The organism is Cupriavidus sp. GW823-FHT06D04 (assembly GCF_058795055.1).
Window position 1 is genome coordinate 717694 of sequence record NZ_JBXAHL010000001.1, and the last position, 13484, is coordinate 731177.

At 66.4% G+C, this 13484-nt stretch carries 13 protein-coding genes and 1 tRNA gene; 8 read left to right on the forward strand and 6 right to left on the reverse strand.

Annotation, left to right across the window (positions count from 1 at the left end; genetic code table 11):
• Positions 1-32 precede the first annotated feature (32 nt).
• Positions 33-344 (reverse strand): 50S ribosomal protein L21, encoded by a 312-nt coding sequence (rplU, locus tag AC1Q7H_RS03385; protein ID WP_006576525.1) that lies wholly within the window; start codon positions 342-344, stop codon positions 33-35.
• Between the two features lie 530 nt (positions 345-874).
• Here rplU and ispB point away from each other — a divergent pair.
• A complete protein-coding gene (ispB, locus tag AC1Q7H_RS03390) occupies positions 875-1804 on the forward strand; it encodes an octaprenyl diphosphate synthase (RefSeq protein ID WP_049800579.1) in 930 nt (309 codons plus the stop codon).
• Positions 1805-1934: 130 nt separating this feature from the next.
• Positions 1935-2011, forward strand: a tRNA-Pro gene (locus AC1Q7H_RS03395).
• A gap of 110 nt (positions 2012-2121) precedes the next feature.
• Here AC1Q7H_RS03395 and AC1Q7H_RS03400 read toward each other — a convergent pair.
• Complete coding sequence (locus AC1Q7H_RS03400; RefSeq protein WP_249221207.1) at positions 2122-2403, reverse strand: helix-turn-helix domain-containing protein; 282 nt, start codon at positions 2401-2403, stop codon at positions 2122-2124.
• Between the two features lie 240 nt (positions 2404-2643).
• On the opposite strand from AC1Q7H_RS03400, the gene pilB reads away from it, so the two are divergent.
• The 6 genes from pilB (at position 2644) to AC1Q7H_RS03430 (ending at position 8495) form a co-directional block, all read left to right on the forward strand.
• The gene (pilB, locus tag AC1Q7H_RS03405) at positions 2644-4374 is read left to right on the forward strand and encodes a type IV-A pilus assembly ATPase PilB (protein WP_211980320.1); all 1731 of its coding nucleotides are present in this window, start codon (positions 2644-2646) and stop codon (positions 4372-4374) included.
• A 79-nt stretch (positions 4375-4453) separates the two neighbouring features.
• Positions 4454-5725 carry a type II secretion system F family protein gene (locus AC1Q7H_RS03410; protein ID WP_013958059.1) on the forward strand — a complete coding sequence of 424 codons (1272 nt, stop codon included), beginning with the start codon at positions 4454-4456 and terminating at the stop codon, positions 5723-5725.
• 3 nt (positions 5726-5728) lie between these two features.
• Positions 5729-6631, forward strand: a complete 903-nt coding sequence (locus AC1Q7H_RS03415; RefSeq protein WP_013958060.1) for a prepilin peptidase — start codon at positions 5729-5731, stop codon at positions 6629-6631.
• A 63-nt stretch (positions 6632-6694) separates the two neighbouring features.
• Entirely contained in the window at positions 6695-7321 is a 627-nt protein-coding gene (coaE, locus tag AC1Q7H_RS03420; protein WP_035826779.1) for a dephospho-CoA kinase, read from the forward strand.
• 209 nt (positions 7322-7530) lie between these two features.
• Positions 7531-8289 (forward strand): cell division protein ZapD, encoded by a 759-nt coding sequence (zapD, locus tag AC1Q7H_RS03425; protein WP_035826777.1) that lies wholly within the window; start codon positions 7531-7533, stop codon positions 8287-8289.
• A 17-nt stretch (positions 8290-8306) separates the two neighbouring features.
• Positions 8307-8495, forward strand: a complete 189-nt coding sequence (locus tag AC1Q7H_RS03430) for a DNA gyrase inhibitor YacG (RefSeq protein WP_013958063.1) — start codon at positions 8307-8309, stop codon at positions 8493-8495.
• 29 nt (positions 8496-8524) lie between these two features.
• On the opposite strand, the gene AC1Q7H_RS03435 is transcribed toward AC1Q7H_RS03430, so the two are convergent.
• The 4 genes from AC1Q7H_RS03435 to argJ form a co-directional block, all read right to left on the reverse strand.
• Positions 8525-10564: an OPT family oligopeptide transporter gene (locus AC1Q7H_RS03435; protein ID WP_492378433.1), complete on the reverse strand. Its 2040-nt coding sequence runs from the start codon at positions 10562-10564 to the stop codon at positions 8525-8527.
• Between the two features lie 94 nt (positions 10565-10658).
• Positions 10659-11105 (reverse strand): NUDIX domain-containing protein, encoded by a 447-nt coding sequence (locus tag AC1Q7H_RS03440; protein ID WP_013958064.1) that lies wholly within the window; start codon positions 11103-11105, stop codon positions 10659-10661.
• The gene (locus AC1Q7H_RS03445; protein ID WP_013958065.1) at positions 11102-12007 is read right to left on the reverse strand and encodes an ATP-binding protein; all 906 of its coding nucleotides are present in this window, start codon (positions 12005-12007) and stop codon (positions 11102-11104) included. Before AC1Q7H_RS03445 ends, AC1Q7H_RS03440 begins: the two co-directional genes overlap by 4 nt.
• A 177-nt stretch (positions 12008-12184) precedes the next feature.
• Positions 12185-13411 (reverse strand): bifunctional glutamate N-acetyltransferase/amino-acid acetyltransferase ArgJ, encoded by a 1227-nt coding sequence (gene argJ, locus AC1Q7H_RS03450; RefSeq protein ID WP_153954174.1) that lies wholly within the window; start codon positions 13409-13411, stop codon positions 12185-12187.
• Between the last annotated feature and the right edge of the window lie 73 nt (positions 13412-13484).

Below are 13484 nucleotides of genomic sequence, written 5' to 3' on the forward strand. Positions count from 1 at the left end.
TCCTGTCGCTTTACCTGGTTACGCTCGATCGATCAGGCAACGATCGCTTCGATGCGCAGTTCGGTGTAATTCTGACGATGGCCTTGACGCTTCTGGTAGTGCTTGCGACGGCGCATCTTGAAGATCTTCACTTTGTCGTGACGACCTTGGGAGATAACGGTAGCCTTGACGGAAGCCCCGCTAACCAGCGGCGTACCAAACTTGATTTGGTCGCCGGCGCCCACTGCGAGCACCTGGTCGAGCGTGATTTCTGCGCCAATGTCTGCCGGTATCTGTTCTACTTTCAGTTTTTCGCCAGCAGCAACCTTGTATTGCTTGCCGCCGGTTTTTACGACCGCGTACATTGTCGAACCTCTCGGATGTGAATAAAACGCCGTATGCCGGCACTGGCGCATCCTGCGCGGCCGGTCAATTGCACGGCCTGGCGTCTGGATGGGCTCACCGCGGCCCGGTTATCTCCCGCCGGCCAGAACCCGCAAAGCGAGCGCAGCTACCGGAGGAAACCGGGAATTGTAAACGAGATCAGGGAAAAGCGCAAAGAAAACAGGCACATAGCCTGCGTGCGGCGGCATCGCCACAAAGGAACCGCTCCCTGGCTCAGGTCAGGTCGGCGAGCAGGAATCCCGCCAGCGCCGCAAACGCCACCCAAAGGGCAGTGCGGCGCAGGTGGCGGCGAGGAACAGACTTGTTCATGGCTGCATTATAGATGCGCGCCTTGCGAACACCCTGAGCGCATACCCTGAGCACGAATCTTTAGAAGAGCCCCATAAGTAGAACGCCACGCGCATCGCATATAATCGTCCGGTTTTGCGTAACGGTGATCATCTTGTCCCAGCCTTCCGCCACTGCCTTGCTTGCCCCGGTCGCTGCAGACATGCGCGCGGTCGATGCTGTTATCCGCCAGCGGCTGTCTTCTGAAGTCCCCCTGATCGAGCAGATCGGCGAATACATCATCGGTGCCGGCGGCAAGCGCCTGCGCCCGGTGATCCTGCTGCTGACGGCGCGCGCGATGGGTTACGACGGCAATCGCCACCATGAGCTGGCCGCCGTCGTGGAGTTCATCCACACCGCCACCCTGCTGCACGACGACGTGGTCGACGAGTCCGAGCTGCGGCGCGGGCGTGATACCGCCAATGCCGTGTTCGGCAACGCCGCCAGCGTGCTGGTGGGCGACTTCCTCTATTCGCGCGCGTTCCAGATGATGGTCGATGCCGGCAGCATGCGCATCATGGAGATCCTGTCCAACGCGACCAACGTGATCGCCGAGGGCGAGGTCCTGCAGCTGCTGAACATGCACGACCCCGACGTCACCGTCGAGCGCTACCTGCAGGTGATCCGCTACAAGACCGCCAAGCTGTTCGAGGCCGCCGCGCAACTCGGCGCCGTGCTGGCCGGCGCCGACGCCCAGATGGAAGAAGCCGCGGCAGAGTATGGCCGCCGCATCGGCACCGCCTTCCAGCTGATCGACGACATGCTGGACTACACCGCCAGCGCCGAGCAGATGGGCAAGAACGCCGGCGACGACCTGCGCGAAGGCAAGCCCACCCTGCCCCTGCTGCACCTGCTGGAACACGGCACGCCCGAGCAGCGCCAACTGGCGCGCGACGCCATCGTGCAAGGCGGCACCGAGCATTTCGACGCCGTGTTCGCCGCGATCCACGCCAGCGGCGCGCTGGACGTCACCTTCGAAGCGGCACGGCGCGAGGCCGAAGCCGCCGAACAGGCAGCACGGCAGTTCCCGCCGTCGGAACTGAAGGAAACCCTGATCCAGCTCTGCGCGTTCTCATTGCAACGGCAGTCCTGACGCAACCGCGGGGAAGGCAGCGGAAGCGGGCTGAACGGCGATTTTCCTCGCCCTCTTCCATTCCCTAAAAAACGCTGCTAAACTTACATTCTTTGCTGCAGACGGTCAGACGTTTGCCAGCAAACCAAATCGGGGTGTAGCTTAGCCTGGTAGAGCGCTACGTTCGGGACGTAGAGGCCGGAGGTTCGAATCCTCTCACCCCGACCAGATTTAAAAGGCCGAACCAACGTCAGTTGGTTCGGCCTTTTGTCTTTCTGCCCCCTCCCGCCCTCCGGCAACTCATCCCTTGATCGCCTTGCGCTGACGCTTGAATGCCTTCAGGTCGGCCGCGGAGAACAGCTGGCTACGCCCACTTCCGCATGAGGCGCCAGCTTGCCGTCGCGCACCCTCCGCCGGAAGGTGGCAATTGAAACTTCGAGGTATTCAGCCGCCTCCGCGGCGGTGAAGTCTGCTTCAGCGAGGTGGCCAAAGACTTCCTCGTGCGAGAAGTTCTCGTCCTTGAAAGCCTGCTCGCCCGCCAGCGTGAAGAACTTGACGCGCTCCTGCGCGGGCATCTTGCTGACGGCCTTCATCAGGTCTTCTGCGGTCATGATGGTCATCTTTCTCTCCCTCTCTCAAAAGGACACCACCCCGCGCGCAAGGCAGCTGCCTGAAACGCCCCTTCTTCCCCGCGCAAGTAGGGTTGCGCCCGTGTCGCGCAAACGCCAACACCACGCCCGCATCGGCTTTACAAAAAGTGACCCCGGCGGCAAACTGCCCCGATCCGGGGACGTGGGTCCGTCCGCCCCCGCCAGCGTGGCATCCGCCACCGCCTAACCGCACCGCACAGCGCACCTGCCATGACACTCGGTCTTGCCCTGGCCCAGAGCCGGCGTATCGCGCCCGCCCTGCTTGCTCAGCTGGAGCAGGCCGCGCGTGAAAAGCAGTCGCAGCTGATCGACGAGATCGTCGGCAGCGGCACCATGAACGCGCACGACCTGGCGCTGTTTGCCGCGGACAAGTACCAGCTGCCGCTGCTGGACCTGGCCCAGTACAACCTGACCAAGGTGCCGCCGGCGCTGGCCGGCAACCGTGAATTCCACGCGCACCGGTTGCTGCCGCTGGGCCGGCGCGAGAACCGGCTGGTGCTGGCGATGTCCGACCCGTCCAACCAGGCCGGGCTGGATGCGATCAAGGAAAAGTACAAGCTGCCGGTCGAAGCGGTGGTGGTCGAGCACGACAAGCTGATGAAGCACGTGCGCTCCGCCGGCGAGGCCCTGGGCACGCTCAGGAACATCTCGCCGGTGCAGGCCGAGCGCAAGATGATCGAATACGATCCGGTGGCCGCGGCCGGCAACCAGCGCAACCGCACCACCGCCGACAATATCGACGACGCCCCGGTGGTGCGCTTCCTGCAGAAGCTGCTGACCGAGGCCTTCCACCGCGGCGCGTCCGACCTGCACTTCGAGCCGTTCGAGACCTTCTACCGCGTCCGCTTCCGCGTGGACGGGGTGCTGCAGGAAGTTGCACGCCCGCCGCTGGATATCCGCGACAAGATCGCCACCCGCATCAAGGTGCTGTCGCGCTTGGACATTTCTGAAAAGCGCGTGCCGCAGGACGGCCGCATGAAGCTGCTGATTGCCCTGCCCAAGGACAAGGACGCCAAGGAGACGGTCGAGCGGGCAGTGGATTTCCGCGTGTCGACGCTGCCGACGCTGTTCGGCGAGAAGATCGTGATGCGGATCCTGGAATCTTCGTCCGACAAGCTCGACATCGACCAGCTCGGCTATGAGCCCGAGCAGAAGGCGCTGCTGCTAGACGTGATCAAACGCCCCTACGGCATGGTGCTGGTGACCGGCCCCACCGGCAGCGGCAAGACGGTGTCGCTGTACACCTTCCTGAACCTGCTGAACCAGGGCGACATCAATATCTCCACCGCGGAAGACCCGGCCGAAATCCAGCTGCCCGGCATCAACCAGGTCAACGTCAACGACAAGGCGGGCCTGACCTTTGCCGCGGCCCTGCGTTCGTTCCTGCGGCAGGACCCGGACATCATCATGGTCGGCGAAATCCGCGACCTGGAAACCGCCGACATCTCGATCAAGGCCGCGCAGACCGGTCACCTGGTGTTGTCGACGCTGCACACCAACGATGCGCCGACCACGCTGACGCGGTTGATGAACATGGGCGTGGCGGCCTTCAATATTGCGTCGAGCGTGCTGATGATCACCGCGCAGCGGCTGGCGCGGCGGCTGTGTACCTGCAAGCGCGAGGGCGAGGGCGAGATCCCGCGCGAGGCGCTGCTGGAGGCGGGCTTCCGCGAACAAGACCTGGACGGCAGCTGGCAGCCCTACCACCCGGTCGGCTGCGAGCGCTGCAACGGCACCGGCTACAAGGGCCGCTGCGGCATCTACCAGGTCATGCCGATCACCGAGGCCATGCAGGAGATCATCCTGACGCACGGCACGGCACTGCAGATCGCCGAGCAGGCGCGCAAGGACGGCGTGCTATCGTTGCGCGAAGCGGGGCTGCTGAAGGTGAAGCAGGGCGTCACGTCACTCGAAGAAGTGCTGGCGACAACGAATACTTAGGGAAGCAGGACAGGCGGGGCAAGACACAACGTAAATACAAGACGCAGAACAAGCGTCATTTACATCGGGGGTCAATATCATGGCGACGCGTGCACCAGCGGCGGGCGCCCGGACGGCGGCACCGTCACGGGCAAAATCAGGGAAGGGGCGCAAGGCACCCACCCAGTACATCTTTGAGTGGGAAGGCAAGGACCGCAAGGGCAAGACCTTCACCGGCGAACTGCGCGCCGAGAACCAGGCGGAGGTCACCGCCACGCTGCGCAAGCAGGGCCTGACCATCGTCAAGTTGAAGAAGCGCAAGGCCGCGCGCGGGCGCAAGATCACCGAGAAGGACATCGCCTACTTCACCCGGCAGCTGTCGACCATGCTCAAGGCCGGCATTCCGCTGCTGCAGTCGATCGACATCATCGCGCGTGGCCACGTGAACCCCAACTTCACCCAGCTGCTGTCCGACATCCGCTTCGACATCGAGGCCGGCAGCAGCATGGCCGCGGCATTCCGGCGCCATCCGAAGTACTTCGATACGCTGTACTGCAACCTGATCGATGCCGGCGAACAGGGCGGTATCCTGGACTCGCTGCTGGAGCGCCTGTCGCTCTACATGGAAAAGACCATCGCGCTGAAAGGCCAGATCAAGTCGGCGATGATCTATCCGATCGCGGTGCTGACGGTGGCCTTTGCCGTGACCGTGATCCTGATGCTGTTCGTGATCCCGGCGTTCAAGGGCGTGTTCTCCAGCTTCGGCGCCAACCTGCCGGCGCCGACGCTGCTGGTGATCGCCATCTCGGACTTCTTTGTCCAGTACTGGTACCTGGTGATCGGGGTGCCGGTGGCCGCCATCTCCTTCTACCTGCGCTCGCTGAAGAAATCGGAGAAGGTGCAGCGCGTCACCGACCGCGCGCTGCTGAAGCTGCCGATTTTCGGCAGCCTGTTCCGCAAGGCCGTGATCGCGCGCTGGACCCGCACGCTGGCCACCATGTTCGCCGCCGGCACGCCGCTGGTGGAGTCGATGGAGTCCGTGGCCGGCGCGGCCGGCAACTGGGTCTACTACGACGCCACGCGCGAGATCGAGCAATCGGTGCGCATCGGCACCAGCCTGACCAACGCGATGCAGGCCACCCATGTGTTCGACAACATGGTGCTGCAGATGACGCAGATCGGTGAGGAGTCCGGCGCGCTGGACAACATGCTGCTGAAGGTGGCGGAGTTCTACGAGCGCGAGGTCGACGATGCCGTGGCCGCGATCTCCAGCCTGATCGAGCCGCTGATCATCGTGGTGCTAGGTGTGCTGATCGGCGGCATGGTGGTGGCGATGTACCTGCCGATCTTCAAGCTGGGACAGGTGGTGTAAGCGATGTTGTCTGCGTGGTCTGCTTCTCCGTATCCGACCGGTGGCGCGCCGCTGGTGGAGGCACTGGCGGCGCTGCCGCCCGCCTTTCTGGTGGCTGCCGCGGCGCTGCTCGGGCTGGTGGTCGGCAGCTTCCTCAACGTGGTCATCCACCGGATGCCGCGCATGATGGAGCGCGACGAGGCCAACTATATCGCCGAGCTGCGCGGCGACCCGCTGCCCCACCCCGGCCGCTACAACCTGATGGTGCCGCGCTCGGCCTGCCCGCATTGCGGCCACGCGATTGCACCCTGGGAGAACGTGCCGGTGCTGAGCTACCTGTTCCTGCGCGGGCGCTGCTCGGCATGCAAGGCGCCGATCAGTGTGCGCTATCCGCTGGTCGAGCTGGCCTGTGGCGTGCTGAGCGCGCTGGTGGCGTGGCGCTTCGGCCCCGGCGGACAGGCCCTGGCCGCGCTGGTGCTGGTGTGGGCGCTGCTGGCGCTGACCATGATCGATGCCGATACGCAACTGTTGCCGGACCAGATCACCCTGCCGCTGCTGTGGCTGGGCCTGCTGCTGAACCTGGGCGGCGTCTTCGTGGCGCTGCCCGACGCCGTGATCGGCGCGGCTGCCGGCTACCTGGTGCTGTGGACGGCCTACTGGCTGTTCCGGCTCGTGCGCGGCAAGGAAGGCATGGGCTTTGGCGACTTCAAGCTGATGGCGGCGCTGGGCGCCTGGTTCGGCTGGCAGGCGCTGCCGGCGCTGGTGCTGCTGTCGTCGGTGGTCGGCGTGCTGTTCGGGCTGGCCAATATTGTGCTGCGCCGCCAGGAACGCGACACGCCCTTCCCGTTCGGACCCTTCATCGCGCTGGCCGGGGTGGTGGTGCTGCTGTTCGGCCCCGGCGTGCTGCCGCTGTTTGCATGGCCCTGACGGTGTCCGACGATATCCGCTGAAGCTGGTATCGTTGCGGCAACATCGTCAACAGAGCCTCACATGCTGGAAATCGGACTGACCGGCGGCATCGGCAGCGGCAAGACCCGCGTGGCCGACATGTTTGCCGCGCGCGGTGCCGCGATCATCGACACCGACCTGCTCGCGCACGAGATCACCGCCCCGGGCGGGCGCGCCATCCCGGCGCTGGTCGAGGCCTTCGGCCCGGCCTGCCTGCGCCCCGACGGCGCCATGGACCGCGACGCGATGCGCGCACTGGTGTTTGCCGACCCCGCAGCCAAGGCACGGCTTGAAGCCATCACCCACCCGCTGATCCGTGCGCTGACGACCGAGCGCGCCCACGCGATCCGCGATGCCGGCGAGCATCCCTACCTGATCTACGTGGTGCCGCTGCTGGTGGAATCGGGCTCATGGCGCGAGCGCGTGGGCCGCGTGCTGGTGGTGGACTGCACCGAGGCCACCCAGGTGGCGCGCGTGATGGCGCGCAACGGCTTCAGCCGCGAGCAGGTGCAGGCCATCATGGCCAGACAGGCCACCCGCGCCGCGCGCCTGGCATGTGCCGACGACGTCATCGACAACGACGGCCCGGTGGAGGCGCTGGTGGACCAGGTCGACCGGCTCGACCGCTACTATCGTGAACTGTCGGCGGCGGCCAGGGTCCATCCATAACGCGCAACCCGGCGCGCCAGCGCATGGCATCATGCACGCGACATTGTCCTCGGCCCTTGTCTCGCATAGAATGCGCTGGAATATGCGGGGAAATCACCGCATACTGCCGGTAACCGCCTGCCATATATCGCCCCTTCCGGCATTTCCCGGGCCTCATTCTGCACCGGGCCGCTCCTGAAAGCGCCCGACGCCCTGCACGGACATTGCACTTGATTCTGTACGAATACCCTTTCAACGAACGCATCAGGACACTCCTGCGCCTGGAGGACCTGTTCGATCGGCTGGAATACTTTCTCGGCCAGGATCATGCCCACCAGCATCATGTCGCGCTGACCACGCTGTTCGAGATCATCGACGTGGCCGGCCGCGCCGACCTCAAGACCGACCTGATCAAGGAACTGGAACGCCAGCGCCAGGCACTGGCGCCGCTGCGCGCCAGCCCGCAGATCGACCAGGAGGCACTGGACGCCATCATCGGCGAGATCGAGCAAGGCATCGCCATGCTCAACCAGACCGTGGGCAAGGCCGGCCAGCTGCTGGCCGACAACGAGTGGCTGACCAGCATCCGCAGCCGCGCGATCATCCCCGGCGGCACCTGCGAGTTCGACCTGCCGGCCTACTATGCTTGGCAGCACCGCCCCGCCGAAGACCGCCGCGCCGATATCCTGAAGTGGGTACGTCCGCTGCTGTCGCTGCGCATGGGCACCACCATCGTGCTGCGCCTGCTGCGCGAAGCCGGCCAGAGCGGCAAGGTGATCGCCACCGGCGGCAGCTACCAGCAGATGCTGTCCGGACGCAGCTACCAGCTGATGCAGGTCTACCTGGATGACTCGCTGCTGGCCTTCATCCCCGAGATGAGCGCCAACAAGTACATGCTGTGGGTGCGCTTTACGCAGCAGGACGGCGACCTGCGTCCGCGCTCGGTCGATGCGGATATCCCGTTCCTGCTGAAACTCTGCAATTTCTGAAGCCTGCGCTGAACGCTATGCCTGCTGTCGTCAAATGCCCCACCTGCGGCACCGAGGTGGCCTGGGTGCCCGACAACAAATTCCGCCCCTTCTGTTCCGAGCGCTGCAAGCAGATCGATCTCGGCGCCTGGGCGTCCGAGAAATACGTGATCGGCGGCAAGCCGGGCGAAACCTCCGCCGACCAGCCTGAAGACGAGGACGACTGAAGCGCCCTCGCCTTCAGCGCCCCCCTGGTTCAGTGCGCCGCCGCCAGCACGCGGCGGTAGAAGCCCACGCACACCAGTGCGAACACCGCCAGGCCCAGCCACTGCGCGGTCGCTTCAAACCCGGCCCCGACCAGCGCCAGCGGCGCATCCTTGCCCGACAGGCCGATCACCGCGGCCAGCATCACGCCGACCAGGCTTTCCCCCACGATCAGGCCCGAGGCCAGCAGCGTGCCGCGCCGCTCGGCATGTTCCAGCGCCAGCTTGACGTCGTCGCCGCGCGCGGTGGCGCGGCGGCGTTCGCTGCGCAGCAGGAGCCACGACAGCACCGCGCCCACCACCAGCGCCGAGCTGATGGTCGGCGGCAGGTAGATGCCGATGCCCACCGCCAGCACCGGCAGCCGCGCCGCGCCGCGGCGGCGGCGCAGCATCTCGTCGATGGCGATCAGCACCACGCCCAGCCCGATGCCGATCAGGATCATGGTCCAGTTGAGCTGGTGGGTGAAGATGCCGGTGGCGATCGCGGTCATCAGCGTCGCCTGCGGCGCGGCCAGCGCCTGGTTGGGGTCCATGCCCGCACGCGGCAGCGCGCCGGCGAAGCCATAGGCGCTGTAGAGCAGTTCCAGCACCGGCGGGATCACCGCGGCGCCGACCACGCAGCCGATCAGCAGCGCCACCTGCTGACGCCACGGCGTGGCGCCGACCAGCCAGCCGGTCTTCAGGTCCTGCAGGTTGTCATTGGCGATGGATGCGACCGCCACCACCGCCGAGGTGGTAAAGATCGCCAGCGCAATCGAGAACTTGCTGCCCTCGGGCGTGGCCAGCAGCCCGTCGGCCTTGCCCGCCACCAGGATCAGCAGCGACACCAGGATCACCGCGATGATGCCGATGCCCGAGATCGGGCTGGCCGACGAGCCCACCAGCCCCGCCATATAGCCGCACGCCGCCGCCACCAGGAAGCCGAAGATAAAGGCGAATACCACCGCGTAGATCACCAGGCGCCAGCGTGCGCCGCCATCGAGCGGCGCCGGCGCGAGGAACCAGGCGAATACCGTCACCAGCACCGCCAGCAGCCCCAGCATCACCAGCCCGATCCATTTGGCCGGCATATCCTGCTGCGTGCGCGGCATCTTGCCCTGCCCCGCCGGCCCGCCCTGCAGCGCGCCGAACGAGGCGCGGATACCGTACAGCATCGGCCCGGCCAGCGACAGCAGCGTCCAGATCGCGGCGATGCCGATGGTGCCGGCGCCGATAAAGCGCGCCTGCTGGCTCCACACCATGGTGCCGAAGGCCGACAGCGTGGCGCCGTCCGGGCGCGGCGTGATGGCCGTCAGCCACGGCACCGCGACGCCCCAGGTCAGCACCAGCCCGAGCAGCATGGCCAGCCCGCCGACGATGCCGACCAGGTAGCCCGCGCCCACCAGCGCCAGCGAGAAGCCCATCGACAGCCTCACCACCGAGGCCCCGGCCGACAGCCAGAAGTTGGCGCCCTCGGCCAGCAGGCGCAGCCCGCCGGCGGCAAAGCTGAACAGCCCCGCCACCAGGCCGCCGGCCATCAGGTCGGCCAGGCCGGTCGCCTGGGGCTTCTGGCCCGGCGCGGCCTGGTCCGGCGCGGCGCTGCCCACGCGCAGGATTTCCGCCGCGGCCACGCCCTCCGGATAGGGCAGCTCGCTCTGCACCACCATCGCGTGGCGCAGCGGGATGCTGAACACCACGCCCAGCATGCCGCCGGCCGCGCAGATCGCCAGCGTCTGCCAGAACGGGAAGCCCTGCCAGTGGCCCAGCATCACCAGGCCCGGCAGGATAAAGATGATCGACGACAGGGTGCCCGCGGCCGAGGCCTGCGTCTGCACCATGTTGTTTTCCAGGATGTTGGCGCCGGGGAAGAGCCGCAGCACGGCCATCGAGATCACGGCCGCCGGGATCGCCGACGAGAAGGTCAGGCCGACCTTCAGGCCCAGGTAGATGTTGGAGGCGGTGAACACGACCGTGATCAGCGCACCGAGGATGATGCCGCGCAGGGTCAGTTCGGGCAGGGAAACGTCGTCGGCGATACGATCGACACGTAGCATGCAGGTTCTTTTCCTGTGGATCAGGGCCTGGTCAGGCCCTGGCGGCGCGCAAGCGGGCGCCGCGGCCGCTTGCCCGACAGCGGGAATGGCAGGGTCAGCCGTTGCCCGATTCCTCGGCCAGCCACTCCACCACGGGAATGGTGGCCGGCAGCAGCGGCCCCACCGTCACCGGCGTGCGCTGCCACGAGAAGGCCTGGCCTTCGCGGCCGACGGGGTCGCCCCGCCAGTCGGTGACCTTGCAGAAATACAGCCGCACATAGGCGTGCGGGTAGTCATGTTCCAGGATGTGCCAACGCTCACATTGCGTGACATCAAGACCCAGCTCTTCATGCAGCTCGCGGGCGAGTGCCGCCTCTACCGACTCGCCCGGCTCCAGCTTGCCGCCTGGGAATTCCCAGTAGCCCTCGTAGGGCTTGCCGGCCGGGCGCTGCGCCAGCAGGAAGCGTCCGTCGGGCTGCACCAGCACGCCGACCGCCACCTCGGTCACCTTGCGCGGCGGGTTGCCACCGGTCTGCGCGGGGTTCTGCGTGGCCGCGCTCATGCCTTGGCGTCTCCGGCGACATCGGCAATATAGGGCTTGCCATGCTTGCCGCCCCAGTCGCGCGCAAACTGCCAGGCCACGCGGCCCGAGCGCGAGCCGCGCTCCAGTGCCCACACCAGCGCGTCGCCGCGCGCCGCGGCGATGTCCTCGTCGGTGCAGCCGAAGTGCCTGAGCCAGTGGCCGACAATGGCCAGGTACTCATCCTGCTTGGGCGGGTAGAACGACAGCCACAGCCCGAAGCGCTCGGACAGCGAGATCTTCTCTTCCACCACTTCGCCGGGATGGATCTCGCCATCGTCGGTGTGGCGGTAGGTCTCGTTGTCCTTCATGTACTCCGGCAGCAGGTGCCGGCGGTTGGAGGTGGCGTAGATCAGCACGTTGTCCGACTGCGCCGCCACCGAGCCGTCCAGCGCCGACTTGAGCGACTTGTAGCCCGACTCGCCCTCTTCGAACGACAGGTCGTCGCAGAAGATCACGAAGCGCTCGGGGCGCTGCGCAACCAGCTCGACGATATCGCCGAGGTCGCCCAGGTCATCCTTGTCCACCTCAACCAGCCGCAGCCCGTCCTTGACGAAGGCATTGAGGCAGGCCTTGATCAGCGATGACTTGCCGGTGCCGCGCGCGCCGGTCAGCAGCACGTTGTTGGCCGGCAGCTTGCCCACGAACTGGCGCGTATTGCCGACGATGGCATCCTTCTGGCGCTCGATATTCTTCAGGTCGTCCAGGTGGATCGGCGGCAGCTGGCGCACCGGCTGCAGGTAGCCGATATTGCCGAACAGGCTCTGCCGCTTGCGCCAGCGGAACGCCACGGCCTCCTGCCAGTCGGCGTCGCTCAGTTGCGGCGGCAGCCATTGTTCGAGTCGTGCGAGGAAGTTGTCGAGGCGGGCGGCGAGGTCAGACATGGCAGGGGCGATGACAGTAGAGGGTTGGCTTATGCCAATTGTTTTGGCTCCCTCTCCCCTCAGCGGGAGAGGGTTGGGGAGAGGGGTGGTTTGGCTAGGCACCACGCATCTTGATACGCCGCCCCTCTCCCCCGGCCCCTCTCCCGCAAGCGGGAGAGGGGAGCAAACCAGCGATGCTTAGGAACGGTAGTCGGCGTTGATCGACACGTAGTCGTGCGACAGGTCGCAGGTCCAGACCGTCGCTTCGGCCTTGCCGCGGCCGAGCGCGATGCGCACGGTGATCTCGGCCTGCTTCATCACGCGCTGGCCGTCTTCCTCGCGGTAGTCGGGGTTGCGGCCGCCGTCGCGGGCCACCCAGACATCGTCCAGCCACAGGTTGACGCGGTCGACGTCGAGGTCGTTCACGCCGGCGTAGCCGACCGCGGCCAGGATGCGGCCCAGGTTGGGGTCCGACGCATAGAACGCGGTCTTGACCAGCGGCGAGTGCGCCACCGCATAGGCGATCTGGCGGCACTCGGCCACGTCCTTGCCGCCTTCGACGCGGATGGTCATCAGCTTGGTGGCGCCCTCGCCGTCGCGCACGATCATTTGCGCCAGCTCCTGCGCCAGCGCGGTCACTGCGTCGCGCAGCGCCTCGAAGGCCGGGCCTTCGGTGCGGTCGACCACGGCGCCGGACTTGCCCGTCGCGATCAGCACGAACGAGTCGTTGGTCGAGGTATCGCCGTCAATGGTGATGCTGTTGAACGAATGGTCGGCGGCGTAGGAGACCAGCGCCTGCAGCACCGGCTGGGCCACGGCGGCGTCCATGGCGATAAAGCCGAGCATGGTCGCCATGTTCGGGCGGATCATGCCGGCGCCCTTGCTGATGCCCGACAGCGTCACGGTCTTGCCGTCGATCTGCACCGTGCGCGACGCGGCCTTGGGCTGCGTGTCGGTGGTCATGATGGCTTCGGCGGCGGCCAGCCAGTTGTCCGGCTTCGCGTTGGCGATGGCGGCGGGCAGGCCGGCCACCAGGCGGTCAACCGGCAGCGGTTCCAGGATCACGCCGGTCGAGAACGGCAGAACCTGCTCGGTGGCGATGCCCAGTTGCGCGGCCAGCGCGTCGCAGCTGGCGCGGGCATTGGCCAGGCCCGGCTCGCCGGTGCCGGCATTGGCATTGCCGGTGTTGACCACCAGCGCGCGGATGCCCTTGCCAGCGGCAAGGTGCTCGCGGCAGACCTGCACCGGCGCGGCGCAGAAGCGGTTGCTGGTGAAGACGCCGGCCACGGTGCTGCCTTCGGCCACGCGCACCACCAGCACGTCCTTGCGGTTGGCCTTGCGGATGCCCGCCTCGGCCCAGCCCAGCTCCACGCCGGCGACGGATTTCAGGTTCTCTGCCTGGGGCAGCGGAAGATTGACGGGCATGTGGACTCCTCTTTCCTGCTTGCGTTATCTGCTTGCGGCTTCTGCTCGCAACTTGCTTGTCATCAGACGAACA